Annotated in this window: 25 protein-coding genes; 20 read left to right on the forward strand and 5 right to left on the reverse strand. The window is 64.7% G+C overall.

What is annotated here, in order from left to right; all coding sequences use genetic code 11:
- Nucleotides 1-95: 95 nt before the first annotated feature.
- From ispG to rbfA, 6 genes are all read left to right on the forward strand, one after another.
- Nucleotides 96-1,250, forward strand: a complete 1,155-nt coding sequence (gene ispG / locus E3T38_RS13205) for a flavodoxin-dependent (E)-4-hydroxy-3-methylbut-2-enyl-diphosphate synthase (protein WP_174775246.1) — start codon at nt 96-98, stop codon at nt 1,248-1,250.
- 123 nt (nt 1,251-1,373) lie between these two features.
- Nucleotides 1,374-3,149 (forward strand): proline--tRNA ligase, encoded by a 1,776-nt coding sequence (locus E3T38_RS13210; RefSeq protein WP_134548613.1) that lies wholly within the window; start codon nt 1,374-1,376, stop codon nt 3,147-3,149.
- Nucleotides 3,150-3,332: 183 nt separating this feature from the next.
- The gene (nusA, locus tag E3T38_RS13215; protein WP_134548614.1) at nt 3,333-4,370 is read left to right on the forward strand and encodes a transcription termination factor NusA; all 1,038 of its coding nucleotides are present in this window, start codon (nt 3,333-3,335) and stop codon (nt 4,368-4,370) included.
- 8 nt (nt 4,371-4,378) lie between these two features.
- Complete coding sequence (locus E3T38_RS13220; protein WP_104127324.1) at nt 4,379-4,636, forward strand: YlxR family protein; 258 nt, start codon at nt 4,379-4,381, stop codon at nt 4,634-4,636.
- A 76-nt stretch (nt 4,637-4,712) separates the two neighbouring features.
- Entirely contained in the window at nt 4,713-7,577 is a 2,865-nt protein-coding gene (gene infB, locus E3T38_RS13225; protein WP_134548615.1) for a translation initiation factor IF-2, read from the forward strand.
- A 226-nt stretch (nt 7,578-7,803) separates the two neighbouring features.
- Nucleotides 7,804-8,283, forward strand: coding sequence for a 30S ribosome-binding factor RbfA (rbfA, locus tag E3T38_RS13230; protein WP_134548616.1), 480 nt, complete (start codon nt 7,804-7,806; stop codon nt 8,281-8,283).
- 128 nt (nt 8,284-8,411) lie between these two features.
- Here rbfA and E3T38_RS13235 read toward each other — a convergent pair whose 3' ends face one another.
- The 3 genes from E3T38_RS13235 to E3T38_RS13245 are packed head-to-tail and all read right to left on the reverse strand — an operon-like array spanning nt 8,412 to nt 10,661.
- A complete protein-coding gene (locus tag E3T38_RS13235; RefSeq protein WP_134548617.1) occupies nt 8,412-8,915 on the reverse strand; it encodes a dihydrofolate reductase in 504 nt (167 codons plus the stop codon).
- On the reverse strand, nt 8,912-9,733 hold the full coding sequence (locus E3T38_RS13240; RefSeq protein ID WP_241984479.1) for a thymidylate synthase: 822 nt from the start codon (nt 9,731-9,733) through the stop codon (nt 8,912-8,914). The genes E3T38_RS13235 and E3T38_RS13240 overlap by 4 nt, the downstream gene beginning before the upstream one ends.
- A gap of 31 nt (nt 9,734-9,764) precedes the next feature.
- Entirely contained in the window at nt 9,765-10,661 is an 897-nt protein-coding gene (locus E3T38_RS13245; RefSeq protein WP_134548619.1) for an A/G-specific adenine glycosylase, read from the reverse strand.
- Between the two features lie 23 nt (nt 10,662-10,684).
- Here E3T38_RS13245 and E3T38_RS13250 point away from each other — a divergent pair, with 23 nt between their 5' ends.
- Complete coding sequence (locus E3T38_RS13250; RefSeq protein ID WP_134548620.1) at nt 10,685-11,287, forward strand: hypothetical protein; 603 nt, start codon at nt 10,685-10,687, stop codon at nt 11,285-11,287.
- 18 nt (nt 11,288-11,305) lie between these two features.
- Here E3T38_RS13250 and E3T38_RS13255 read toward each other — a convergent pair whose 3' ends face one another.
- Nucleotides 11,306-12,298, reverse strand: a complete 993-nt coding sequence (locus tag E3T38_RS13255; protein ID WP_134548621.1) for a ketopantoate reductase family protein — start codon at nt 12,296-12,298, stop codon at nt 11,306-11,308.
- Nucleotides 12,299-12,373: 75 nt separating this feature from the next.
- Here E3T38_RS13255 and truB point away from each other — a divergent pair, with 75 nt between their 5' ends.
- The 6 genes from truB (at nt 12,374) to E3T38_RS13285 (ending at nt 17,106) form a co-directional block, all read left to right on the forward strand.
- A complete protein-coding gene (truB, locus tag E3T38_RS13260) occupies nt 12,374-13,303 on the forward strand; it encodes a tRNA pseudouridine(55) synthase TruB (protein ID WP_134548622.1) in 930 nt (309 codons plus the stop codon).
- Nucleotides 13,300-13,668, forward strand: coding sequence for a hypothetical protein (locus E3T38_RS13265; protein ID WP_104200063.1), 369 nt, complete (start codon nt 13,300-13,302; stop codon nt 13,666-13,668). Before truB ends, E3T38_RS13265 begins: the two co-directional genes overlap by 4 nt.
- 60 nt (nt 13,669-13,728) lie before the next feature.
- Nucleotides 13,729-14,184 (forward strand): hypothetical protein, encoded by a 456-nt coding sequence (locus tag E3T38_RS13270; protein ID WP_134548623.1) that lies wholly within the window; start codon nt 13,729-13,731, stop codon nt 14,182-14,184.
- Nucleotides 14,181-15,128: a bifunctional riboflavin kinase/FAD synthetase gene (locus E3T38_RS13275; RefSeq protein WP_134548624.1), complete on the forward strand. Its 948-nt coding sequence runs from the start codon at nt 14,181-14,183 to the stop codon at nt 15,126-15,128. The genes E3T38_RS13270 and E3T38_RS13275 overlap by 4 nt, the downstream gene beginning before the upstream one ends.
- Nucleotides 15,129-15,222: 94 nt before the next feature.
- Complete coding sequence (locus E3T38_RS13280) at nt 15,223-15,876, forward strand: ScbR family autoregulator-binding transcription factor (protein ID WP_134548625.1); 654 nt, start codon at nt 15,223-15,225, stop codon at nt 15,874-15,876.
- 9 nt (nt 15,877-15,885) lie between these two features.
- Nucleotides 15,886-17,106: an MFS transporter gene (locus E3T38_RS13285; protein ID WP_134548626.1), complete on the forward strand. Its 1,221-nt coding sequence runs from the start codon at nt 15,886-15,888 to the stop codon at nt 17,104-17,106.
- A 6-nt stretch (nt 17,107-17,112) separates the two neighbouring features.
- Here the strand turns inward: E3T38_RS13285 and E3T38_RS13290 are convergent, their stop codons facing one another.
- Complete coding sequence (locus tag E3T38_RS13290; RefSeq protein WP_134548627.1) at nt 17,113-18,057, reverse strand: ROK family protein; 945 nt, start codon at nt 18,055-18,057, stop codon at nt 17,113-17,115.
- 126 nt (nt 18,058-18,183) lie between these two features.
- On the opposite strand from E3T38_RS13290, the gene E3T38_RS13295 reads away from it, so the two are divergent.
- From E3T38_RS13295 to E3T38_RS13325, 7 genes are all read left to right on the forward strand, one after another.
- The gene (locus E3T38_RS13295) at nt 18,184-19,140 is read left to right on the forward strand and encodes a sugar-binding transcriptional regulator (protein ID WP_134548628.1); all 957 of its coding nucleotides are present in this window, start codon (nt 18,184-18,186) and stop codon (nt 19,138-19,140) included.
- Nucleotides 19,137-20,150: a deoxyribose-phosphate aldolase gene (gene deoC / locus E3T38_RS13300; RefSeq protein ID WP_134548629.1), complete on the forward strand. Its 1,014-nt coding sequence runs from the start codon at nt 19,137-19,139 to the stop codon at nt 20,148-20,150. Before E3T38_RS13295 ends, deoC begins: the two co-directional genes overlap by 4 nt.
- Before the next feature lie 9 nt (nt 20,151-20,159).
- A complete protein-coding gene (locus E3T38_RS13305; protein ID WP_134548630.1) occupies nt 20,160-21,707 on the forward strand; it encodes an aldehyde dehydrogenase family protein in 1,548 nt (515 codons plus the stop codon).
- Nucleotides 21,704-22,567, forward strand: a complete 864-nt coding sequence (locus E3T38_RS13310; protein WP_134548631.1) for an aldehyde dehydrogenase — start codon at nt 21,704-21,706, stop codon at nt 22,565-22,567. Before E3T38_RS13305 ends, E3T38_RS13310 begins: the two co-directional genes overlap by 4 nt.
- A gap of 59 nt (nt 22,568-22,626) precedes the next feature.
- A complete protein-coding gene (locus E3T38_RS13315; RefSeq protein WP_134548632.1) occupies nt 22,627-24,147 on the forward strand; it encodes an SDR family oxidoreductase in 1,521 nt (506 codons plus the stop codon).
- Between the two features lie 86 nt (nt 24,148-24,233).
- Nucleotides 24,234-24,794, forward strand: a complete 561-nt coding sequence (locus E3T38_RS13320; RefSeq protein ID WP_134548633.1) for a GDSL-type esterase/lipase family protein — start codon at nt 24,234-24,236, stop codon at nt 24,792-24,794.
- Between the two features lie 188 nt (nt 24,795-24,982).
- Nucleotides 24,983-25,318, forward strand: a complete 336-nt coding sequence (locus tag E3T38_RS13325) for a DUF6804 family protein (RefSeq protein ID WP_241984480.1) — start codon at nt 24,983-24,985, stop codon at nt 25,316-25,318.
- The last annotated feature ends 302 nt before the right edge of the window (nt 25,319-25,620 follow it).

Genomic DNA, 25,620 nt, shown 5'->3' on the forward strand with positions numbered 1-25,620 from the left:
GACGTGTTCTCTGTCCAGTGACGTGCGCGGCAGCAGGGCGAGGATGAGCGGGCAGCATTCAGCTTGGCGCAGACTGCGACAACTAAGCTCGTCCTGTGGCTGCAATCAACTTGGGGATGCCCAAAGTACCTGAGGTACTCGCTCCCAGACGTAAATCCCGTCAGATCAAGGTCGGAAAGGTCCTGGTCGGTGGCAATGCTCAAGTGAGCGTGCAATCGATGACGACGACTCCGACGACGAACATCAATGCAACGCTCCAGCAGATCGCCGAACTCACAGCGACCGGCTGCGACATCGTGCGCGTGGCGGTACCGACGCGCGACGACGCCGAGGCGCTGCCGATCATCGCGAAGAAGAGCCAGATTCCGGTGATCGCGGATATCCACTTTCAGCCGAACTATGTCTTCGCCGCAATCGACGCTGGCTGCGCTGCCGTGCGGGTCAACCCCGGCAACATCCGCAAGTTCGATGACCAAGTCGGCAAGATCGCTGCTGCCGCGAAGGCGGCGGGCGTGAGCCTGCGCATCGGAGTCAACGCCGGATCGCTCGAGCCGAGCCTCATGCAAAAATACGGTAAGGCTACCCCTGAGGCGCTCGTCGAGAGCGCCGTCTGGGAGGCGAGCCTATTCGAGGAACACGACTTTCACGACTTCAAAATCTCGGTCAAGCACAACGACCCGGTGATCATGGTCAAGGCCTACCGTTTGCTCGCGGAACGTGGCGACTGGCCCTTGCACCTCGGCGTCACCGAGGCTGGCCCGAGCTTCCAAGGCACGATTAAGAGCGCAACAGCATTCGGAATCTTGCTCGGCGAGGGGATCGGGGACACCATCCGTGTGTCCCTGAGCGCGCCTCCGGTCGAGGAGATCAAGGTGGGCCTGCAGATTCTGCAGTCGCTCAACCTGCGCGAACGCAAGCTCGAGATCGTCTCCTGCCCGAGCTGCGGCCGGGCGCAGGTAGATGTCTACAAGCTCGCCAACGACGTCACCGACGGACTCGAAGGCATGACCGTGCCGCTGCGTGTCGCAGTCATGGGTTGTGTCGTCAACGGGCCGGGGGAGGCCCGTGAAGCCGACCTCGGCGTCGCAAGCGGCAACGGCAAGGGTCAGATCTTTGTGCGCGGCGAGGTCATCAAGACCGTACCCGAATCCGAGATCGTGGCCACGCTGATCGAAGAGGCCAACCGTCTCGCCGCAGAGATGCCTGCCGCCGAGCTCGGGAGCCCCACGGTGTCCGTCGGCGCGAAGTAGCAGGTCCAATCTTTAGGCGAGCGGATTCGTCAGTAACGTCACGAAGACGCCGTTCAGCAGAGGAAAGCGAACGTACGCAGCGAAAGGACGGAGTGGATGGCGGCGCCCGCGTAAGGTAGACGGGTGCCTACACGTCTCTCCAACTATTTTCTCCGTACTCTCCGCGAAGACCCCTCCGACGCCGAGGTGACCAGCCACCGCCTGCTCGTGCGGGCCGGCTACATCCGTCGACAGGCCCCGGGTATTTTTGCCTGGCTGCCGCTCGGACTGCGGGTGAAGGCCAAAGTGGAGCGCATCATCCGCGAGGAGATGACCGCCGCTGGCGCGCACGAGGTGCACTTTCCGGCACTGCTGCCGCGCGAGCCGTACGAGGTGACCGGCCGCTGGGACGAATACGGCGAGGGGATTTTTCGCCTGAAAGACCGCAAGGGCTCCGACATGCTCCTCGCGCCGACCCACGAAGAGGTCTTCGCGCTGCTGGTGAAAGACCTGTACGGCAGCTATAAAGACCTGCCGCTGGCGATTTACCAGATTCAGGATAAGTACCGCGATGAGGCCCGCTCGCGGGGCGGACTGCTGCGCGGCCGCGAGTTCACCATGAAAGACGCGTACTCGTTCGACTACACCGACGCCGGCCTCGACGTCAGTTATCAGCTGCAGCGCGATGCCTATGAGCGCATCTTCACCCGTTTCGGCCTCGATTACGAGATCGTGCAAGCGGATGCCGGCGCGATGGGTGGCTCCAAAAGCGAAGAGTTTCTGCACCCCACCCTTGTCGGCGAAGACACCTTCGTGCGCAGTGCCGGCGGTTACGCGGCCAACATCGAGGCGTTCCGTACCCTCGTGCCGGCCGACAAGGATTTCACCGCGCTGCCCGCCGCGCAGGTCTTCGACACCCCGAACACCCCGACTATCCAGACGCTGGTCGACAAGGCCAACGCCGAACATCCCCGCCCTGATGGCCGGGAGTGGACGGCAGCCGACACGCTCAAGAACGTCGTGCTCGCGCTGACCAGCCTGGACGGCACGCGAGAACTGATCGCGATCGGCGTTCCTGGCGACCGCGAGGTCGACCTCAAGCGCGTCGAGGTGGCGTTCGCGCCGGCCGAGGTTGAGGCCGCCAACGAGGGCGACTTCGCTAAGAATTCCGGCCTGGTCAAGGGATACATCGGCCCGTGGGGTGCGCAGGGGGCCGTGCTCGGCACGGCGTCAGCCACCGGTATTCGTTTTCTGGTCGACCCGCGCGTGGTCGCCGGCACCGAGTGGATCACCGGCGCCAACGAAGCGGGCCGCCACGTGTTCGGCCTTGTCGCCGGCCGCGACTTCGCCATCGACGACGTGGTCGAGGCGTCCGATGTGCGCGCCGGCGACCCGGCGCCCGACGGCTCCGGCCGAGTCGAACTCATTCGCGGTATGGAAATCGGGCACGTGTTCCAGCTCGGCCGCAAGTACGCCGAAGTACTCGGCCTCAAGGTTCTCGACGAGAACGGCAAGCTGGTCACGGTCACGATGGGTTCATACGGCATCGGCGTCACTCGCATTCTCGCGGTCATCGCCGAACTCAACAACGACGCAAAGGGCCTGATCTGGCCCGAATCGGTCACTCCGTTCGACGTACACGTGATCGCCACCGGCCGGGACGAGATCGTCTTCGACACCGCGGAGGCCGTCGTCGCCGCGATCGAGGCCACCGGCCGCGACGTGCTCTACGACGACCGCCGCAAGGTCTCACCCGGCGTCAAGTTCGGTGACGCCGAACTCATCGGCGTGCCGTGGATCGTCATCGTCGGCCGCGGCGCAGCCGATGGCATCGTCGAACTGTGGAACCGCCGTACCGGCGACCGCGAACAGGTCGACGTCGCCGACGTCGCGACGCACTTCGCCCAGCACGTCGCCTGATCGACCGCATCGCGAGCGGATGCTGCCGGCTGGCTGAGCCGGCAGCATCCGCTTTGTAGCGACCCCGCCCAACCGGCCGGGCGCGGGGGGAGTGGGTGACGGGACGCCGCAGATTCGGGTACCGTTGTCTTCAGCCCGCTGCGCGGTTTCGCGGCGGCAAGATCTGAATAGAGGAGGCCGGCCATGGACATCGACCTCAGTGTTTTGCGGCTACTGGAGCGCGAAAAAGAGATTCCCTTTGAGGAACTCGTACACATCATTGAACAGGCGATTCTGATTGCCTATGGCAAGCACATCCAGCAAGATGTGACGAAGCTTGAAGCTTCGAAGATGGCTGACGCCAATCACTCCGGTCAGGAAGTGCCCGAAGCGCGCGTCGTTCTCGACCGCAAGACCGGGCACGTCGACATCTACGTTCCCGAGCACGATGACGAGGGCAACGTCGTCGGCGAAGCCGTCGACAACCCGACCGATTTCGGGCGTATCGCAGCCTTCGCCGCCAAGCAGGTCATCAACCAGCGTCTGCGCGACCTGGCCGACGACGCCGTGCTCGGTGAATTCAAGGGTCGCGAGGGTGACATCATCGCCGGAATCATTCAGCAGGGACCGAACCCCCGAATGATCCACGTCGATCTCGGCACGATCGAAGCGATCATGCCCCCCGAGGAGCAGGTTCCTACCGAGAGCTACGTGCACGGCGCGCGCATTCGCGTGTTCGTCACGGCCGTCGGTCGCGGACTCAAAGGCCCGCAGATCACCGTGTCGCGCACCCATCCCTCGCTCGTGCGCAAGCTGTTCGCTCTCGAGGTGCCCGAGATCGCGAGCGGAGTCGTCGAGATCGTCTCGCTCGCTCGTGAAGCCGGACACCGCACCAAGATCGCCGTGCGCGCCACGGAGCCTGGCGTCAACGCCAAGGGTGCCTGCATCGGAGAGCTCGGCCAGCGCGTACGCGCCGTGACCGTTGAGCTCAACAACGAGAAGATCGACATCGTTGACTTCTCGCCCGACCTCGCGACCTTCGTCGCGAGCGCCCTGTCGCCGGCCAAGGTGACCAGCGCCTACGTGATCGACGAGTCGATCAAGGCTGTGCGTGCCCTCGTGCCCGACTACCAGCTGTCCCTTGCGATCGGCAAGGAAGGCCAGAATGCCCGCCTCGCGGCCAAGCTGACCGGTGCGAAAATCGACATCCAGCCGGACAGCATTCTGGAGGATGCCGAATAGGGGGTACGATGGAACCCGTTAGAACGTGTATTGGCTGCCGTTCGCGCGCCCCTCGATCCTCACTTTTGCGGATCGTTGCTGGGAAATCAGAAATTGTGGTGGATGAAACCGCCACAATCCCCGGTAGAGGTGCGTGGCTGCATGCCCGCCACTCGTGCTTTCAGGATGCCGTAAGGCGACACGCTTTCGGGCGTGCCTTTCGTGTGACCAGGTCACTGGACGCGAAACAACTAGAGAACAGGCTGAATTGGCTTATGGATAACTAATGAGCGGCTCGAAATGAGACCCGTCCGTTACTAACGGTCTGCCCCTTTCCGGGTGCAGGCCCGGAACAGGAGAATTGTGGCTGCGAAACCACGCGTACACGAGATCGCTACCGAGCTCGGAGTCGACAGCAAGGTCGCCCTTGCTAAATTGAAAGAAATGGGCGAGTTCGTCAAGGGACCGTCTTCCAGTGTTGAACCGCCGGTAGCGCGTCGCCTTCGCGCCGCTCTCGAGTCGGAAAGCACCGCTGCTAAGGCTGCAACACCCGTGCAGGCCACTGGCGCCGTCGTTGGCGCTGCCACTACGGCAACGCCTGCTCGCCCGAGCCACGGCGCCAAGCCGGGTGCTCGTCCCGGCCCGAAGCCCGTCGCTGAACCGGTAGCCCCGGTAGTCGTAGAGTCTGTCCCGGCAGCGGATGCCGCGCCGCTTCCGGTCGCGCCGCTGACCGTGGCCGAGCGCCAGGCGCAGGCTGCTGAGAAGGCTGCAGCTGCCCAGAAAGTTGCCGCTGCTGACCAGGCTGCCGCGGCTGACGCCGCCGACAAGCCCGGTACCGAGACCCCCAAAGCGAAAACTACGGAAGGATCGGCTACGCCGGTCAAGCCCGGCATGCCTCGTCCCGGAGCAGCACGTCCGGGTAACAACCCGTTCGCCAGCAACCAGGGCATGGGCCAGCGTCCAACCCAGCCGCCGCGTCCGGGTAACAACCCGTTCGCGAGTGCGCAGGGCATGGGCCAGCGTCCCGCGACACCAACCCCAAGCAACATTCCGCGCCCGCCGGCACCTCGTCCCGGCGCTCCGCGCCCCGGCGGACCCGGTCAGGCCGCTCGCCCGACCGGCTTCGGCCAGCGGCCAGGCGCTTTCCAGCGTCCTGGTGGCGCCCCGGGCGGAGCCGGCGCAGCACGCCCCGGATTCACCCGTCCCGGTGCTCCTGCCGGAGCCCCCGGCTTCGGCCCGCCCCGCCCTGCCGGTGGTGGTGGTGGAGCCGGTCGCGGTCGCGGCCCCGGCGGTGGCACTGCTGGTGCCTTCGGCCGCGGTGGCGGCAAGAACAAGGCGCGCAAGTCCAAGCGCACGAAGAGAGCAGAGTTCGAGCTGCGCGAGGCCCCGTCGCTGGGTGGAGTATCCGTACCCCGTGGCGACGGTGGAACCGTTGTTCGTCTTCGTCGCGGAGCATCCATCACGGACTTCGCCGACAAGATTGACGCGAGTCCTGGAAACCTCGTCACCGTACTGTTCCACCTCGGTGAAATGGCCACGGCAACAGAGTCCCTCGACGAGGCGACGTTCGATGTGCTCGGCAGCGAGCTCGGCTACAAGATTCAGATGGTCTCTCCCGATGACGAAGACCGTGAGCTGCTGCTCGCGTTCGATATCGACATCGACCAGGAACTCGAAGATGAAACCGACGAAGACCTCGAGATTCGTCCTCCCGTCGTCACCGTCATGGGTCACGTCGACCACGGTAAGACCGCGCTTCTGGACGCGATCCGTAACGCCAAGGTCGCTGAGGGTGAAGCCGGTGGCATCACGCAGCACATTGGTGCGTACCAGATCATCACCGAGCACGAGGGTATCGACCGTGCGCTGACCTTCATTGACACACCGGGCCACGAGGCGTTCACCGCCATGCGTGCCCGTGGCGCGCAGGTCACCGACATCGCCATTCTCGTGGTCGCTGCCGATGATGGCATCATGCCCCAGACCATTGAGGCGCTCAACCACGCCCAGGCCGCCAACGTTCCGATCGTGGTTGCTGTGAACAAGATCGACAAGCCCGGCGCGAACCCGCAGAAGGTGCGTCAGCAGCTCACCGAATTCGGCCTCGTCGCGGAAGAGTACGGCGGAGACGTCATGTTCGTCGACGTGTCGGCCAAGAACAAGACCGGCATCCAGGAAATTCTTGATGCTGTGCTCCTGGTCGCCGATGCCGGGCTCGACATGCGCTCCAATCCGAACAAGGACGCCCGTGGTGTCGCCATCGAGGCCCGCCTCGACAAGGGCCGCGGCGCGGTGGCAACCGTGCTCATCCAGTCCGGAACGCTGCACGTGGGAGACTCCATCGTCGCCGGAACGGCTTACGGTCGCGTTCGTGCGATGGCCGACGAAAACGGTGTCGCCGTTCTCGCCGCCACGCCGTCCCGTGCGGTCCAGGTGCAGGGTCTCTCGAGCGTCCCGCGCGCCGGCGACACCTTCCTTGTCATCGAGGAAGACCGCACCGCACGTCAGATCGCCGAGAAGCGTGAAGCCGCCGAGCGCAACGCCCTGCTGGCCAAGGCCCGCAAGCGCATCAGCCTCGAAGACTTCACCCGTGCCCTCGAAGAGGGCAAGGTCGAGTCGCTCAACCTCATCATCAAGGGTGACGTTTCCGGTGCCGTTGAGGCCCTGGAAGAGTCGCTGCTCAAGATCGAGGTCGACGATTCGGTTCAGCTGCGCATCATCCACCGTGGTGTCGGTGCGGTCACGGAGAGCGACGTCAACCTCGCCACCGTCGACAACGCCATTATCATCGGGTTCAATGTTCGCCCCGACACGAAGGCCCGCGAGCGGGCCGCTCGCGAAGGCGTCGACGTACGGTTCTACTCCGTCATCTACTCCGCCCTCGAGGACATCGAGAATTCCCTCAAGGGAATGCTCAAGCCCGAGTACGAAGAGATCCAGAGCGGTATCGCCGAAATTCGCGAGGTCTTCAGCTCGTCGAAGTTCGGAAACGTCGCCGGTGTCATCGTGCGCTCCGGTACCATCACCCGAAATGCCAAGGCTCGCGTTATTCGCGAGGGCATCGTGGTGGGGGACAACCTGGGCATCGAGTCGCTGCGTCGCTTCAAGGACGATGTCACCGAGGTCCGCACGGACTTCGAGTGTGGTATCGGACTGGGCAAGTTCAACGACATCCGAATTGGCGATGAGATCGAGACCATCGAAATGAAGGAGAAGCCGCGCGTCTAGCGTTGGTTTTGGGGGTCGGACTTGGTTTTCCGAGTTCGACCCCTTTTGGGGTCGAGTCTTCGCAATTTCCTACTCAAAGGAAAGAGCGGGACCCGTACCCCGATTCCCATTTAGTGGGAAATTTCATTTGAACCCGCAATTGATAGGCGGATGTCCGTCATCCTGCGGCGGAGAAAAAAGTTAAGGACGACCGGGCGCATCGGCGCCCGCTAATAAGGAGTGAATCATGGCAGATCCGGAACGCGCCAGAAAGATGGCGGACCGCATTAAGGTCATCATCGCCAAGCGGCTGGAACGCGGCCTGCGCGACCCGAGGCTCGGGTTCGTGACTATCACCGACGTGAAAGTCACCGGGGATCTCCAGCACGCCTCGGTGTTCTACACCGTGTATGGTTCGATCGAGGAGCGCACGGACAGCGCAGCCGCCCTGAAGGCCGCAACCGGCCTCATGCGCAGCGAGGTGGGCAAGAACATCACCGCCAGGCTCACGCCGTCTATTGAATTCATCGCCGATGGCATTCCCGAAAACGCGGCCTTGATCGACGACCTGTTGCGCGAAGCGCATGACCGTGATACCGCGACCGAAGACGAAAAGGGCACGGCTACATACGCCGGCGAAGCCGACCCGTACAAGAAGCCGCGCGAATACGACCTCGAAGAAGACGACGACGACGAGTCCGGCGCCGAGAGCACCGCAAAGCACTAGCGCCCTTCACCCCACCACCTCACTCCGGACGGGGCCCGGGCCCCGTCCCCGGGCCCAGGTTATAAACTGGGCCCGCGTTCCGGGCCCGGGCCCCGTCCGACTGAGGCGCCGCTGCACACTGCGGCCGGCTAGCGGATGCCGGGGGACCGCTCGTAGCGGGTGAAACGGTAGGGGAGCGCCATACTGGAGCTGAGCCATCCGTTTGCGGGATCTGTCTGGACGCGGGTCCAGGCGGCGTCGAGGCTAGGCGCGAGAGTGTCACCGGCGATCGAGGCGTCGATCTCAGTCACCTCGAGGGTGTCGGCCTGGGGCAGGGCCAGCCGAAAGATTTCGGCGCCACCGATCACCCAGACCGGCCCCTCGGTGTGGGCGAGGGCGTCGTCAAAACTGTGCGCAATGGATGCTCCCGCCGCGGCCCAGCCCTGCTGCCGGGTGATCACGACGTTCTGCCGACCCGGCAGGGGACGAAAACGCTCCGGAAGCGAATCCCAGGTGCGTCGACCCATGATGACGGCGCCTCCCCGGGTTACGGTGCGAAAATGGGCGAGGTCTTCCGGCAGGTGCCAGGGCAGAACTCCGTCAGCCCCAATGACGCCACCCACCGTCTGCGCCCAGATCAGGCCCAGTTTCATACCGCGACCGCGCCCTTGATAGCGGGATGATGCTGGTAATTCTCGAGGACGAGGTCGTCGAACTCATAGTCGAACAAGCTGGCGCGACCCGGCTTGATGCGCAGCCGGGGGGAGGGAAACGGCGTGCGGGAAAGCTGTTCGTTGACCTGCTCGACGTGATTGTCGTAGATGTGGCAGTCCCCACCGGTCCAGACGAACTCGCCGAGCTCGAGGCCGGCCTGTTCGGCAACGAGCTGGGTGAGCAGGGCGTAGCTGGCGATATTGAACGGTACCCCGAGAAAAAGATCGGCGCTGCGCTGGTACAGCTGGCAGGAAAGCTTGCCGTCGGCGACGTAGAACTGGAACAGGGCGTGGCAGGGAGCGAGCGCCATTTTCGAGAGGTCGGCTACATTCCAACTCGAGACGATCATGCGCCGTGAGTCCGGATCGGTGCGCAGGGTGTTGAGCACGTCGCTGATCTGGTCGATGGTCTCTCCATCGGGGGCGGGCCAAGAGCGCCACTGCACCCCGTAGACCGGGCCGAGTTCGCCGTTTTCGTCGGCCCATTCGTTCCAGATGCGCACGCCCTTTTCCTGCAGCCAGCTGACGTTGGAGTCGCCGCGCAGAAACCAGAGAAGTTCGTAGGCAATCGACGCGAAGTGCACTCGTTTGGTGGTCACGAGCGGAAAACCGTCGGCCAGATCGAAGCGCAACTGGCGGCCGAACACGCTGCGGGTTCCGGTTCCGGTGCGGTCGGCTTTTCGAGCGCCGTTCTGGAGGGTATCGCGAAGAAGCGCTGAATACTGGGCATCGGCAGCAAAAGAAGTGGTTACGGTCACCGTACAATCGTACGCGGCGAAGCCGGGATGACTACTCCGGCAGGGTGTAGCCATCGCGCACCGGTATGGCCAGACCGTCGGCCACGAGACTGGCCAGCGCCCGCTGCAGCTGGGCCGGGTCCGGCCACAGTGTGTTGATCTCGGCATCCGTCACTGAACGGTGAGTGGAGCGCAGCTCGGCCATGATCAAGCCGCGCACCTGCCGGTCGCTGCCCACGAACTTCTTCTGCACCGTTTTGCGGGCACCGGTGTACTCGGGGTAGTCGGCGGCTCGCCAGGCACATGCATTCCGAATTGGGCATACCTCACAGTGGGGGCTGCGGCTGGTGCAGACCACCGCACCGAGCTCCATGATTGCGGCGTTGAACAGCGCCGCTTCCTGCACGCTCTGCGGCAGTAACAGGCCCATCGCATCAAGGTCACGGCCACGATTGGGCGGCGAAGGCTCGCCCGCTCCGGCGATTGCACGGGCGATCACCCGTCGTGTGTTCGTGTCGACCACCGGATGCCGATGGCCATACGCAAAAGCGGCCACCGCTCGCGCGGTGTAATCTCCGATGCCGGTCAGGGCCAGTAGTTCGTCAATGTCGGAGGGCACAATACCCCCGTGCAGTTCGGTGATCTGCACCGCTGCGGCATGCAACCAGAGCGCGCGCCTCGGGTAGCCGAGGCTGGACCAGGCGCGCACCGCCTCGCTCGGCGGCACCGCGGCCAGCGCAGCCGGCGTGGGCCAGCGCGCCAGCCACTCCTCGAGCCGCGGAATGACTCGATTCACCGGAGTCTGCTGCAACATGAACTCACTCACCAGAATGCCCCAGGCTCCGAAGCCGTCGCGCCGCCATGGCAGGTCGCGGGCGTTCGCGACGAACCACGCATTGAGCGCGGCGCTGACGCCGTTTGTGGCGGGAATCGAGGGTGTGACGTTCATCCGTTCTAACCTAGGCTCGATTCATGAAGTTGGTTTCCACACCGCGCATCGAATTTCTGCGCACCCTCGCCGCCGAGATCCTGCACAACTACGGTCGCGGTCGCACCATCATTGCCATCGACGGACCGGATGCCGGTGGTCGCACCGCCTTCGGCGATGATCTGGCTGCGGTGTTCCGGGAAGATGAACTGCACGTATTCCGGGCCAGCCTGCGCTACTTCCAGCACTCCCGTGCCGAACGGCAGCGATTAGCGCCCGACGCACCGGACCATCGCTACCGAGTCGGCTACGACTACTCAGCGCTTCGCCGAGTACTCGTCGAGCCCTTTCGCATGGGCGGCAGCACCGGCTTCGTCACCGAAGAGTTCGACCCCGATCGGGACACCTGGATTCAACCGACCTGGCAGACCGCTCCCGCCGACGCCATCCTGATCATCGACGGTGACTACATCAACCGGCCCGAACTACACGGACTCTGGCTGTACAGCGTGCTGCTGGAAGGCGCAGCGGTAAACGCTTCTGACCTGCGGTACCACGCCGAAGTGCATCCGCGGGACGTCGTGTCGGCTGTGGTCGACACGACCGACCCGGAGGCTCCGCGGCGCGTGCTGACGGATCGCTGCTGACCGGTTGCGGCTGGGCGCTTACCAGTGCCGGGCCCTAACCTCGGCCGGGGTCAAAAACCGACCGCTGAGCTCGACCTCGTGCACGAGTTTGGTCAGCAGCGCGTTCACCGGCGCGGCCACGCCCGCTTCGGCTGCAGCTTGCACCACCGCTCCGTTCAGAAAATCGATCTCGGTGCGTTGGCCGCGCGCGAGACTCTGCAGGGTCGAACCCTGGTTTGCCACCTTGCCCATACGTGCACGCATCGACAGTGGCAACACCTGGCCGGCCCAGAGCGGCGCAACCGCAAAGGCACGCAGCCGCCGGTGCGACAGTCCCTGCAACGTGTGAAACCGAACCCCGCTGGCGAGGCCTACCCGCACGGTTTCGCGCATGCTCCGGGTCATCAACCGTCGAAGGTCCGCTTGCCCGATCACCTCCTGCACGCTGAGCCCGGTGATGGCAGGCAGGGCGTTGAGCATATTGACGACGAGCTTGGTCCACTGCGCGCCGACGAAGTTATCGAGGGCGAGGGTGGGTACAGCGGCGTCAAGAACCGCCTGCCAGCGCCGGGTCGCCGCATCAACTGGGCCGTCGCCTCGCCCGAGATAGCTCGGCGCCGCCGTCGTCACCCGAACCCGGCCCGGCCCTTCATAGTGGGCAGCAATGATCGTGATGAGTCCGAAACATTCTGACCGCGGCAGCAGCCTTTCGGCGGTGCTGACCCCGTCCAGTCCGTTCTGTACGACGAGCACCGGGGTTCCGTCCAGCGCTGCGGCATTCTCAGCAATCGCCGCAGCAGCATCCTGCGCCTTAGTGCAGAGCAGCGCCAGGTCACACGGTTCGACCAAGCGCTCAACGGCCACCGGTCGGGCGAACCGATCCCCGTAGCCGCCCGTCACATGGATGCCGTCGGCCAGCACCGCTGGCAGCGAGGCCCCGCGCATGGTCACCACCAGATCGTGCCCCTGCTCAGCGAGCAGGCAGGCGAATGTGCTGCCCAGGGCACCAGCACCGATCACCGCGATTCTCACGGCTCACATACTACGGGCCGGGGCTGGCAGGTGATTCGCACCATGCCCCCAGTCCCACGCTGATAGCCTCAGCTAGTGACCAGCGGCCTTTTACTCATTGACAAGGCGCAGGGCTGGACCAGCCATGACGCTGTCGCCAGGACCCGGCGTCTCGCCGGCACACGCAAGGTCGGCCACGCCGGCACCCTCGACCCCATGGCCACCGGGCTGCTGGTACTCGGTATCGACAGCTCGACCCGGCTGCTCACCTATGTCGTCGGCCTCGACAAGGAATACCTCGCGACCATCCGCCTCGGCCAGTCCACCACAACGGATGATGCAGAGGGCGACGAACTCACCCGCGCGACCGCCGAGCAGGTCTCCGCCATCAGTGCCGCGGCCGTCGCGGGCGGAATCGCGGACCTCACCGGTGAGATCAGCCAGCAGCCGAGCGCGGTCAGCGCCATCAAAGTCGACGGCAAACGCGCCTACGCCCGAGTGCGCGCGGGCGAAGACGTGCAATTACCGTCTCGACCGGTGACAGTGAGCGAGTTCGAACTGCGTTCCAGCACGCACGGAGATGGTTTTCTCGACCTCGAGGTTCGCGTCGTGTGTGCCTCCGGCACCTACATTCGCGCCCTGGCACGTGACCTGGGCACCGCGCTCGGCGTCGGCGGACACCTCACCGCGCTCCGCCGCACCCGCATCGGCCCGTTCCGAATCGAAAACGCCGCCACCCTCGAGCGGGTCGACGTCGTCGCGCAGCTCATTTCGCCAGCGGATGCCGCCACCCGCCTGCTCCCACGCCTCGACCTGTCGACAGAAGAGGCCATCGACCTGGGCCACGGCAAGCGCATCACCATCGAGAGAGACCCCACCCGCACCGGACCGGTCGCCGCGATCGCTCCCGACGGTCGACTGGTCGGACTGATCGAATATCGTGGTGACCAGGCCAAGGTGCTGCTGAACTTCGCGCCGGATAAACCCGACACATCACACGCCAGCGAATCGACACCGACCTCATGATCGAATGGTTCACGTGGCTGCAACTGGCCATCGCCGTGCCCGGCGGACTGCTCTGCGTCGTCCTCGGCCTCGCCGGGCGCAAACCCACCGACCTCACCATGGGCGCGACCGCACTCGTCGAGTTGTTGTTGATCGTGCAGCTCGCGGCCGCAATCGCGGCGCCGCTGGCCGGCAACGATGCCACCGGCAGCCTGCTCGAGTTCTACACCTACCTGGTCAGCGCCATGCTACTGCCGGTCGTGGCCGGATTCTGGGCGCTGGTGGAACGTAGCCGCTGGAGCACGGTCATTCTCGGGGTGACATGCCTGTCGGTCGCCGTCATGATCTACCGCATGAACCAGATCTGGAACGTGCAGGGCAGCTGACGCGGTTTCAGGTTCGCTGCGGATGCTGCAATAATTATCGAACCAGATGAATGCCGAGCAATGACACAATCCGACACCGAAGAGCCCTCCCCCTCCCACCGGGTGAGCGGCATTGGGCGACTCCTCATCGCTGTCTACGGGGTGTTGGCCCTCGCCGCCACGGGGCGTTCATTCGTGCAGATAGCCTCCGAGTTTGAAGACGCCCCGCTCGCATACTCGCTGTCGGCCCTCGCCGCTGTCGTCTACGTCGCCGCAACGGTTGCACTGATCAAGCGCAGCCGCCGCTGGTATCGCATTGCCTGGATCACCATCAGCTTCGAACTGCTCGGCGTGCTCGTCGTCGGAACGTTGAGCCTGGTCGACCCCGCGCTGTTCCAACATAAAACGGTCTGGTCGGTCTTCGGTCAGGGCTACGGTTTCGTTCCCCTCGTGCTGCCACTTCTGGGCATGTGGTGGCTCAGACGCCACCCGGTGTCGGTGGCCGCCCACCCGGCAGTCACCGAGAGTCGCGCATGAAAACCCTGTACGGTATCGATTCGGTACCGAACGACTGGCCCGCCTCGGCCGTCAGTATCGGAAAGTTCGACGGCGTGCACGCCGGGCACCGGGCCGTGATCGCTGAGCTCAAGGCCATCGCCGACCGGGAACAACTCGCGACCGTCGTGGTCACCTTTGACCGGCATCCGCTCGCCCTGCTCTCTCCAGCCACCTGCCCGAGCGCGCTAGTCAGCGCCCAGCAGAAACTCGACTTGATCGCCGAGACCGGAGTCGATGCGACGTTGCTGCTCGAGTTCAACCAAGCTCTCTCCCGCCTTCCCCCGCGTGAATTCATCGAACGCATTCTGGTCACCGCGCTGCACGCCCGGTTTGTGCTGGTCGGTCGTGACTTTCGCTTCGGTACGGGCGGTGCGGGCGATATCGCCATGCTCCGTGACCTCGGCACCGAGTTCGGCTACGAGGTGGCTCTGATCGACGATGTGAAGCCGGACGGGCAACGCCGAGTGTCATCCACCTGGATCCGCGAGCTGCTCGGCAGCGGCGCGGTGACCGAAGCCGGCCGATTGCTCGGCCACCTGCCAACCGTGCGCGGAGTCGTCGTGCACGGTGCCGCGCGCGGCCGCGAGCTGGGCTTTCCCACCGCCAACCTGTCGGCCGACTCCGACGGCCTGATCCCTGCCGATGGCGTCTATGCCGGGTGGCTGACGGATGCCGGATCGCGCTACCCGGCAGCCATTTCGGTAGGCAATAATCCCACCTTCGACGGAGTGGCCCAGAAGCAGGTCGAAGCGTACGTGCTGGACGAGGTCGATCTAGACCTCTATGACCACGTCGTGGAGGTGTCGTTCGTGGAGCGGATTCGCGGCATGGTCGCGTACTCGGGCATCGATCCGCTGATCGCGCAGATCCGCGATGACGTTGTGCGGGTTCGGGTAATTCTGGGCCGCGAAAGCCTGAGCTAATCGCCACCGCGGGCGGCACCGGTTTCGAGGGTCAATCCATCGAGGCCGGTTTGCCCGGGTACGCTGGGCAGACCAATATTTTCCTGGGGGTTCCATGCGGCAACAAGCACGAGCGATAGAAACGCGGGCAGCGATAATTCGTGGCGCCGCGGAAGCCTTCGAGCAGCGCGGGTACGGGAGCACGTCGCTCGCGCAGGTGAGTGCTGCCGCGGGCGTGACCAAGGGAGCACTGTACTTTCACTTCGATTCCAAGGAAGCCCTCGCGGTCGCCATAATCACGGCTCAGCACGAGAAATCGGTCGATGCCGGTCGTCAGCTGCTCGAGAACAACATACCCGGCCTGCGTGCGCTCGTTTCCATGTCCTACGAGCTGGCGCGCCAACTGCGCGATGATCAGGTCGTCAGCGCCGGTGTGCGCCTGACCATCGAGGCCGTGAACTTCTCGACGCCCGTGTCCGCGCCCTACCGGGACTGGATGGTCGCCTGCGAGGAATTTTTGCGTCGGGGGATCGCCGACGGAGATGTAGCGTCAACGATCGATGTGCCGGCAGCGGCACGGTTTTGCACCGCCGGTTTCACGGGGGTGCAGGTAGTCTCGGACGTGCTGACCCGGCGTGGGGACATCGACCAGCGACTAACCGAGATGTGGGCGTTGATACTGCCCGGACTCGTTGCCCCCGAGCGCTGGGACGACCTGAAGAATCTGGCTGCCGACGTGCAGCGGCAGCGCGCCGCGGATCGGCCGTAGACTAACCAAGTGAATACCGCCGTGTCCCGCCGACTGTGGCCCGGACGCAGCCTCGCTCTCCTGGGCATCATCCTGGTCGCGGCAAACCTGCGCACCGCCGTCGCCGCCCTCTCGCCGATCGTGGCCGAAATCAATGTCGACATTCCCCTCGGCGCGGTGTCGCTCGGGGTGCTCGGCATGCTCCCACCGGTGTGCTTCGCCCTGTTCGGCATCTTCACCCCCATGATCACCCGCCGCCACGGCCTCGAAATACCACTCATACTCGCCCTCGTGGCGATTCTGCTCGGTCATGTCACCCGCGGCCTGTCCGGCTCGATCACCATGCTCATCATCGGCAGCGTCATCGCTTTCGCTGGGCTCGGCATCGGAAACGTGCTGCTGCCTCCGCTGGTCAAGAAGTACTTTCCCGACCGGGTTGGGCTCATGACGAGCCTCTATGTCACCGTGGTATCACTGAGCACTCTGGTGCCGCCACTGATTGCAGTCCCGGTAGCGGATGCCGCCGGCTGGCGCATCTCGCTCGGCATGTGGATGATCCTCGCCCTGCTCGCCCTGGTGCCCTGGATCACCATGCTGGTGCGGCATCGTGCGCGAACGCCGGACGCGATCATCGAGGAGGCCGACGCCACCATTCTCGGGCGCCTCTGGAAGTCGTCGATTGCCTGGGCTCTCGCGGGCGTGTTCGCGGTCTCGTCGCTCAATGCCTACGCGATGTTCGCCTGGCTGCCGCAGCTACTCGTCGACACCGCCGGCGTGAGTCCCGCCCAGGCCGGAACTCTTCTGGCGCTCTACGCCAGCATGGGCATTCCGTGCGCACTGATCATTCCGGTCCTCACCGCCCGCATGACCAACGTCGGGCCGCTCGTCTACGTCGGCGTGTTCGCGTTCGTCGCCGGTGACCTCGGGCTGTTATTCGCACCGGAAACCCTGACCTGGCTCTGGGTCAGTCTCGCCGGGCTCGGACCATTATTCTTTCCCCTCGCACTCGTGCTGATCAACCTGCGCACCCGCACTCACGCCGGCGCAGTGGCCCTCAGTAGCTTCGTGCAGAGCATCGGCTACACCCTGGGAGCGCTCGGGCCGCTGGTCTTCGGTCTGCTGCATGAACTCAGCGGCGGGTGGACCTGGCCGCTCATTTTCTTGTTGACGGCCGCGCTGGCCATCGTCATCGCTGGCGCGGTGATCGGGCGTCCGCACATGCTGGAGGACGACTTGACGCTCACTCGCTGATTGCCATCACGGCACGAGATGGGCACGGTGGATCAGCGCCGCGGCGCCGATCAGCGGGCCGTCGCCGGACAGCGCCGACGGTACCACTCGCACCCGGGTCGCGTAGGCGAACTGCACCCGCCGGGCGATCGTTTCCCGTGCGAAATCGAGCAGGTCGGGAGTGACGTTGGCGAAGCCGCCACCGATAGTGACCACGTCGAGATCGAGCAGCGTCGCTGCGGACGCAATGGCGTGACCGAGTGCCCGGCCGCTGCGCGTTACGGCGGCGATCGCAATCGGATCGGCGGTCGAGTAGGCCGCCGAGAGATCTTCTCCCGACTCGCCGTTGAATCCCTGCGTCTGTGCCCAGGCGACGGTCTTCGGCCCCGAGGCGATCGCCTCGATGCAGCCGATTCCACCGCAGGCGCAGGGATCGTCAAAGCCGCCGACCTCGATGTGGCCGATGTGGCCGGCATTCCCGGTTGGTCCCGACACGGTGACGCCACCGAGAATCAGGCCGCCACCGATGCCGGTCGAAACGATCATGCCCATCAGGTTGTCGACGCCCTTTCCCGCTCCCACCCAGTGTTCGGCAAGTGTGATGCAGAGCCCGTCCATGCGCAGGCGCACCGGCAGATCGGGAACGAGGGCGGCGACTCGATCTTTCAGGGGATACTCGCGCCAGACCGGCAGGTTCAACGGTGACACCGCCCCCTGCTGCAGGTGAATCGGCCCGGCACAGCCGATGCCAACTCCAACCAGGGCCGCACCGGTGGGCAGGCTCAAGCGGGTCTGAGTTACTGCATTCGTGACAGCGACGGCGAGTTGTTCGCTCGAAGCGCTCGACCCGGTCGCCGCGCGGTGCCGGCTGGATGTGAGCACCCGCCCGTGGTCGTCGACGAGGGCGGATTCAACCTTGGTACCCCCGACATCGACGGCGAGAACAAACTGGGGCGCTGCACTGGTGCTCATGCGTTGATCGTACTGGTCGCGATCCCAGCCCGGTATTTGCTCATATGAGCAACAATTCCCACGACTGTTGATTCACGCGTTGGGTCGACGTAGGCTGGAGTCAAACGATTGGAGCGCGACACCGACATGAGCGATACCGACGAACTCCTCTCCATTCGTGCCGCCGAGCTTTACTACGAAGAGAACCAGACCCAGGACGAGATCGGTGTGATTCTGCGCCTGACCCGCTGGAAGGTCGGCCGGTTGCTGGCAAGCGCGAAGGCAAACGGGTTCATCCGCATCGAGATCGTGCACCCGCGCGCGCGCCGCCTGCCGATCGAGCGGCGCCTCCGCGAATCGACCGGCCTCACCGATGCGATCGTCGTTTCCTCCGCGGGCGTGTCGAGCGAAGCCGAACTGCAGTCGCGTACCGCGCAGGCCGCCGCGGACTTTCTGTCGAGCCTGCGCCCGATTCCGCGCACCCTCGGTATCAGCTGGGGTCGTACCCTGCACGATGTGTCCCTGCACCTGAAGCAGGGCTGGGCGCCAGGCGTGAACGTGGTTCAGATCAACGGTGGCGTCAGCCTGAACCAACGCACCGGAACCGCGGCATCCACTGCCGTGACCATCGCTCACAAGGCCGACGGCTCGGCCACCCTGCTGCCGTGCCCCGCCGTCTTCGAACGTCTTGAGACCAAGCAGGCGATGGAAGCCGACCGCGCTGTCGCCGGGGTACTCGCCCTGGCCCGCAACGCGCAGGCCTATCTCTTCAGCGCCGGCCAAGCAGATGCGAATTCCGCCCTCGTCGACAGCGGTTTCCTGACCGTGGAACAGATCGATGACCTCGTCTCGCGCGGTGCCGTCGGCGACGTCGTCGGCCGCTATATAGATGCGAACGGCCGCATCGTCGACCCTGAACTCAATGAACGAACGGTCGGTATTCAAATCGATCAGTTGCGCCGTGCCCCGCTCACCATCGCGGTCATCTCCGGAAACGATAAGCATGCCATTGCCCGCGCCGTCGTGCGCAACGGGTTGTGCACCGTGCTGGTCACCGACGAAAACACCGCGAACGCTCTGCTCCAGGAAAAGGACACCCTATGACCAACAGCCCTCTGGCCACCTACCAGCCTGACCAGCGTGCCCTCGCGTTGATCGGCGGGGAGGCCACCGACGCCAACCTGCGCCGGTACCTGCACGGTATCCCGGGAATCGACGCCGTCGGCCTCGAAGCCCGCGCCGCCGACCTCGGCACTCGTTCGATCAAGACCAGTTCCAAACGCTGGGCGATCGACACCATCATCGGTCTGATCGACCTCACCACCCTCGAGGGCGCCGACACCCCCGGCAAGGTGCGCTCGCTCGTGGCCAAGGCCCTCGTGCCCGACCCGGGCGACCCGGGCACACCCCGTGTCGCAGCGGTCTGCGTCTACGGTGACATGGTCGGTTCGGCCGTCACGGCGCTGGGCTCAGCCCATGCGGCCGGCGGAACCGATGGTGTCAACGTCGCCGCCGTCGCCACCGCGTTTCCGAGCGGCCGCGCCTCCCTCGCGATCAAGCTCACCGATGTGCGCGACGCGGTCGCGGCCGGCGCTGACGAGATCGACATGGTCATTGACCGTGGAGCGTTTCTGGCCGGCCGGTTCGGCCAGGTCTACGACGAGATCGTTGCCGTGAAAGAGGCCTGCCGCCGCGCCGACGGGTCGATGGCTCACCTCAAGGTGATTCTCGAAACCGGCGAACTGAGCACTTACGACAACGTGCGTCGAGCCTCCTGGCTGGCTATTCTGGCCGGCGGAGACTTCATCAAGACTTCCACCGGCAAGGTCGCCCCAGCCGCGACGCTGCCCGTGACGTTGTCGATGCTCGAGGTTGTGCGGGACTGGCACCGCCTTACCGGTGTGCGTATCGGCGTGAAGCCGGCGGGCGGTATCCGCACCTCCAAGGACGCCATCAAATACTTAGTGACGGTCGCCGAGACGGTGGGGGAGGAGTGGCTCAGTCCACGCCTGTTCCGGTTCGGCGCCTCCAGCCTGCTGAACGACGTGCTGTTGCAGCGCCAAAAGATGACGACCGGGCACTACTCCGGCCCCGACTACGTGACGATTGATTAGGGAACGACCATGAAATTTCTCGACTACGCCCCCGCCCCCGAATCAAAGGCCCTGCTGGGCCTCAAAAGCGACTACGGCCTGTTCATCAACGGCGCGTTCACCGCCGGTCGCGGAACCCCGTTTCGAACAATCAACCCGGCCACCGAACAGCAGATCGCGATGATCGCCACCGCCAACGAAACGGATGTCGACGATGCCGTTTCGGCCGCCCGCCACGCCTACGACGGCGTCTGGTCCCGCCTCTCCGGCAGCGACCGGGGCAAGTACCTGTTTCGCATCGCTCGACTGGTGCAGGAACGCGCCCGCGAACTGGCCGTCGCGGAAACACTCGACAACGGCAAGCCGATCAAGGAAACCCGCGACGTCGACATTCCCCTCGTCGCCGCCTGGTTCTTCTACTACGCCGGCTGGGCAGACAAGCTCGACCACGCCGGAGTGGGACCCAACCCGGCCTCCCTCGGCGTCGCCGCTCAGGTAATCCCGTGGAATTTCCCGCTCATGATGCTGGCCTGGAAGATCGCCCCGGCGCTTGCCGCTGGCAACACCGTCGTGCTCAAGCCCGCCGAAACGACCTCCCTCACCGCGCTGCTGTTCGCCGAGATCCTGCAGCAGGCCGACCTGCCGGCCGGTGTCGTGAACATCATCACCGGCGACGGAAGCACGGGAGCGACTCTCGTCAACCACCCAGGCGTCAACAAGGTCGCGTTCACCGGTTCGACCTCGGTCGGTCGGGCCATTGCCCGTTCGATCGCCGGAACGGACAAAAAGCTCAGCCTCGAACTCGGCGGCAAAGGCGCCAACATTGTTTTCGACGACGCCCCGATCGACCAGGCCGTTGAGGGAATCGTGCGCGGCATCTTCTTCAACCAGGGCCATGTCTGCTGCGCCGGCAGTCGCCTGCTCGTGCAGGAAAGCATCCACGACGACGTCATCGACCGGCTCAAGCGCCGCATGCAGACGCTGCGGTTGGGTGACCCGCTCGATAAGAACACCGACATCGGCGCCATCAACAGCGCCGAACAGCTCGCGCGCATTCGGGAACTGTCCGATCTGGGCGAGCAGGAGGGCGCCGAACGTTGGAGCGCCGACTGCGAAATTCCACCGAACGGTTTCTGGTTTTCGCCAACCATCTTCACCAACGTGTCTACCAGCCACCGCATCGCCCGCGACGAGATCTTCGGACCGGTGCTCTCTGTGCTCACTTTCCGTACCCCGGCCGAGGCCGTCGCAAAGGCCAATAACACCCCCTACGGTCTTTCCGCCGGAATCTGGAGCGACAAGGGCAGCCGCATCCTCGCCGTCGCCGACAAGCTGCGTGCCGGCGTGGTTTGGGCGAACACCTTCAACCAGTTCGACCCGTCGAGCCCCTTCGGCGGCTACAAGGAAAGCGGCTATGGCCGCGAAGGCGGCCGCCACGGCCTCGCCGCTTATTTGAAACCCGCCGTGCGCAGCGGCTCGCGTTCGATCGCCGCCGCCAACCAGCAAACACCGTCCGTTTCCAAGAAGTCCGCATCCGCCGGCAAGAAGTCCGCATCCGCAGAGAAGGCCGCCAAGTGAACCGCCTCGCCATTCCTAAAACGTACAAGCTCTACATCGGCGGTAAGTTTCCGCGCAGCGAATCCGGCCGCGTCTACGAGGTGCTCTCACACACAGGCGACTTTCTCGCCAATGCGGCCAAGGGCAGCCGCAAGGATGCCCGTGACGCGGTCGTCGCCGCCCGGAGCGCCCTCGGTGGGTGGGCCGGCGCCACGGCCTACAACCGCGGCCAGGTGCTGTATCGCATCGCCGAACTGCTCGAGGGCCGCCGGAACCAGTTCATCGCCGAGATCGTGAACTGCGAGGGCGTCAACGCCGCCGTCGCCAGCGCTCAGGTCGACGAGGCTATCGATCGCTGGGTCTGGTACGCCGGCTGGGCCGACAAATACGTGCAGGTTGCCGGCAACGCCAACCCGGTTTCCGGCCCGTTCTTCAACATTTCCGTCCCAGAACCGACGGGTGTCGTCGCGATCATCGCGCCGCAGGGCACCGAATCGCTGCTCGGCCTGGTCAGCGCGATCGCGCCAGCCCTCGTCGCCGGCAACACCGTCGTCGTCGTCGCCAACGAGCGCGCTCCGCTGTCGGCGATCAGCCTGGGCGAAGTGCTCGCCACGAGCGACGTGCCCGGCGGTGTCGTCAACATCGTGACCGGTTCGCCGGCCGAGATCGCGCCCTGGCTGGCCTCCCACGCCGACGTCAACGCCCTCGACCTCGTCGGTGCCGGCAACCTGGACTGGGTGGAGCTGCAGATCAGCGCCGCCGACACGCTCAAGCGGGTGCTCCCGCCCGAGGCCGGAGCGGATGCCGCCACACCGGCGCTGAATCGCATCCTCGCCTTCACCGAACTGAAAACGGTCTGGCACACCAAAGCTATTCTCTAAAGCGAAAGCGTGGGAGGACACTCAGCCGAGGGCCAAGGGAACGGGATAAGCTCCGCCGCATGACTCTACGCAGAGCACTTGTCACCGGCGCCACGGGCTACATCGGCGGCCGCCTCGTACCGAGACTCCTGGAAGCCGGCTTCACGGTACGAGTACTCGTGCGCACTCCGTCCAAACTGCGCGATGTGCCCTGGGTCGACCAGGTGGAGGTCGTGCGGGGTGACCTGGGTGACCTGGACTCGGTGCAACGCGCCTGCGCCGACATCGACGTGCTCTACTACCTCGTGCACTCGATGGGCGCGGCCGGTGACTTTGAGAAAACCGAGCACCTGGCCGCCGAAAACGTTGCCCATGCTGCTGCCGAAGCCAACGTTCAGCGCATCGTCTACCTCGGCGGTCTGCACCCCGACACCGACACGCTCTCGGCCCACCTGCACTCCCGCAGGGAGGTTGGTCGCATCCTGCTCGATAGCGGGGTACCGACCATCGCGTTCCAGGCCGGCGTCGTCATCGGTTCCGGCTCGACCTCGTTCGAGATGATCCGCCACCTCACCGATGTGCTGCCGTACATGCCCGCTCCCAAGTGGGTACGCAACAAGATCCAGCCGATCGCCGTGCGCGACGTGCTCTACTACCTGCAGGCCGCGGCCGACCTGGCGCCCGACGTGAACCGCACCTTCGACATCGGCGGCCCCGACGTGCTGCGCTACGGCCAGATGATGAACGGTTACGCCCTCGAGGCTGGCCTCAAACAACGGGCGATCGCCGCGCTGCCCGTGCTGACCCCGTGGCTGGCCTCGCAGTGGGTGAACCTGGTCACGCCGATTCCGCGCAATCTCGCCATACCCATTATCGCCTCGCTGCAATACGACTGCGTCGTGCACGAGAGCGACATCGATGAGTACATCCCCAAGCCGGACGTCGGGCTCACCGGCTATCGACGTGCGGTGCGCCTCGCGCTTGGCCGTATGCGCAACGGTGACGTCGAGACCAGCTGGCGTAACTCCTCGATCGAGGGCGCGTCGAGCAACCCGCTGCCAAGTGACCCGGACTGGTCCGGCCACGCTTTCTACACCGACCTGCGTGAGAAGTCCACACCCGCTGCTCCGGCCGCGCTCTGGCGGGTCATTGAGAGCATTGGCGGCGAAAACGGCTGGTACTCCTTTCCACTCGCCTGGGCAGTGCGCGGCCTGATGGACAAGGCGGTGGGCGGTGTAGGACTGCGCCGAGGTCGCCGCAACCCCGACCACCTGCACACGGGTGAGGTACTCGATTTCTGGCGAGTCGAGCAGATCGACCACGGTAGCTTCCTGCGGTTGCGCGCCGAGATGCGGGTTCCCGGGCGGGCCTGGCTTGAAATGAGCGTCACCCCGACGGATGCCGGTGGCTCTGTCTACCGGCAGCGCGCGGTGTTCTTTCCCCGCGGCCTCGGCGGCCGGCTGTATTGGGCGGCGATCCTGCCGTTTCACGGGATCATCTTCGAGGGAATGGCCACCCGCATCACGGCGACGGCTGCGGCGGAACGCCAAGTCGAGGCGGAACATTCGCTCGGGGCGGTGTCGCGCTCTGACAACTTCTGATTCGGGGGTAGAACGTGCGTATACTCTGAGAATTCTGGTCACTCGACCCGGTTCGGGGCATGATGGATTACAAGTAGGAGGTCACTATGTCAGTTTCTCTCGCCTTTCTGGGTGACGGCCTCGTAGCGGGCGGTCAGTGGGATGAATGGTTATCCGGGCACGACGTGCACAATCTGGCCGTGAGCGGCAACTCTACTGACGAGGTGATCTTGCAACTTGCCCAGGTTATTGAAATGCGACCCGACGCCATCGTGATCGGGGTCGGGACCAATGATCTCGGCTGGCGCAGGTCCGACGAATATGTTGTACGCAACCTGGAAACCATCCTATACACGCTAAGGCGCGCGCTGCCGGAAACCCGCATCATGGTGCAGTCGGTTTTACCCCGTGAACAAGCATTTGCCGCGACAATCCGCTCCATCAATCGGCATATCTGGCAGTACGCTCCCACCCAGCACGTGCAATACCTCGACCTCTGGCCAGCCCTCGCGCTGCCTGACGGCGAACTCGATCCAGCTATGGGCATCGACCGCCTGCATTTGAACCCAGCCGGTTACGCGGCCTGGCTGGCCGAGTTGAAGCCGGGCTTGGAGATGTTGTTCGAGCGCCCGCCGTCAACGACCTCGATTCCCATCCAGCACGCCTGAGAGCGAAGCGTGCCGGGACCGGGGAGTGACCGCTGCGCTCGGTAGAATACAGTCATGCTTTGCTCAGCCCACCCCGCACGTATCCTTGCTCTCGGTCCTAGTGCATCCTCCACGGCCACGACCGCATCACGCGTGACGACCTCCACGAGTTCCGTCCACGGTTTCTCTCGCGGCTGCGCCGGCGTCTGATGGGCACTCCAGCCGCACCGACATTCACCCGCTCGGCTCTCGCGCCGGGCCTCTTGGGAGCCATCGTTCTGCTCGCGGGACTCGCGCTTTTGGACAGTGAGAGTTTCATCATCATCCGTTACGCGGTCAGTATTCTCGCCCTCATTCTCTGCGTCTTCGTGATTCAGGCGCGTTCCTGGTACTGGCTGGTCGGTCTCGTTCCGATGGCCGTCCTGTGGAACCCGGTCGTACTTTTTGACCTCAGTGGTCAGGGATGGGTTTCGGCGCAATTCATCGGGGCGATCATTTTCATCGCGGTCGGTCTGCGCACCAAAGTTCCGGTTCGCAAGGACTGAACGTCGGGCGTAGACTACTATCGCGTTGAGAGAACCCGGTCAGGTCTCTGCTGTGCACTGGTAGCCGGTGGAAGTTTCCGTACACTCAATGTTTTGACATCGTTGATTTGACGGCACCGGCGTTGCGACAGCATCCGCTTGGCCTTGGGTCTGGCGTCAGATCGCGACCCGTGCCGCGTTTCGTGAATCGAATGTTTCCGAACACGATAAAACGATTTTGCGCAAATGCAGCGTTCCGGTAATACCAGAATGACCGTGACCGGCACGCTCGGACAGATACAGCCGGTACCCGTACCGTGCTG

Source organism: Cryobacterium sp. Hb1 (assembly GCF_004403585.1).
Taxonomy (GTDB): Bacteria; Actinomycetota; Actinomycetes; order Actinomycetales; family Microbacteriaceae; genus Cryobacterium; species Cryobacterium lyxosi.

Excerpts from the sequence above, each read along its gene's own strand:
- E3T38_RS13275 (WP_134548624.1), top strand. The coding sequence starts at position 14,181 with ATGAAAACCCTGTACGGTATCGATTCGGTACCGAACGACTGGCCCGCC.
- E3T38_RS13315 (WP_134548632.1), top strand. The coding sequence starts at position 22,627 with ATGACTCTACGCAGAGCACTTGTCACCGGCGCCACGGGCTACATCGGC.
- E3T38_RS13270 (WP_134548623.1), top strand. The coding sequence starts at position 13,729 with ATGACACAATCCGACACCGAAGAGCCCTCCCCCTCCCACCGGGTGAGC.
- E3T38_RS13245 (WP_134548619.1), bottom strand. The coding sequence starts at position 10,661 with ATGAACGTCACACCCTCGATTCCCGCCACAAACGGCGTCAGCGCCGCG.
- E3T38_RS13305 (WP_134548630.1), top strand. The coding sequence starts at position 20,160 with ATGAAATTTCTCGACTACGCCCCCGCCCCCGAATCAAAGGCCCTGCTG.
- E3T38_RS13295 (WP_134548628.1), top strand. The coding sequence starts at position 18,184 with ATGAGCGATACCGACGAACTCCTCTCCATTCGTGCCGCCGAGCTTTAC.
- deoC (WP_134548629.1), top strand. The coding sequence starts at position 19,137 with ATGACCAACAGCCCTCTGGCCACCTACCAGCCTGACCAGCGTGCCCTC.
- E3T38_RS13220 (WP_104127324.1), top strand. The coding sequence starts at position 4,379 with ATGGAACCCGTTAGAACGTGTATTGGCTGCCGTTCGCGCGCCCCTCGA.
- E3T38_RS13265 (WP_104200063.1), top strand. The coding sequence starts at position 13,300 with ATGATCGAATGGTTCACGTGGCTGCAACTGGCCATCGCCGTGCCCGGC.
- nusA (WP_134548614.1), top strand. The coding sequence starts at position 3,333 with ATGGACATCGACCTCAGTGTTTTGCGGCTACTGGAGCGCGAAAAAGAG.
- E3T38_RS13280 (WP_134548625.1), top strand. The coding sequence starts at position 15,223 with ATGCGGCAACAAGCACGAGCGATAGAAACGCGGGCAGCGATAATTCGT.
- rbfA (WP_134548616.1), top strand. The coding sequence starts at position 7,804 with ATGGCAGATCCGGAACGCGCCAGAAAGATGGCGGACCGCATTAAGGTC.
- E3T38_RS13235 (WP_134548617.1), bottom strand. The coding sequence starts at position 8,915 with ATGAAACTGGGCCTGATCTGGGCGCAGACGGTGGGTGGCGTCATTGGG.
- E3T38_RS13325 (WP_241984480.1), top strand. The coding sequence starts at position 24,983 with ATGGGCACTCCAGCCGCACCGACATTCACCCGCTCGGCTCTCGCGCCG.
- E3T38_RS13320 (WP_134548633.1), top strand. The coding sequence starts at position 24,234 with ATGTCAGTTTCTCTCGCCTTTCTGGGTGACGGCCTCGTAGCGGGCGGT.
- E3T38_RS13290 (WP_134548627.1), bottom strand. The coding sequence starts at position 18,057 with ATGAGCACCAGTGCAGCGCCCCAGTTTGTTCTCGCCGTCGATGTCGGG.
- E3T38_RS13250 (WP_134548620.1), top strand. The coding sequence starts at position 10,685 with ATGAAGTTGGTTTCCACACCGCGCATCGAATTTCTGCGCACCCTCGCC.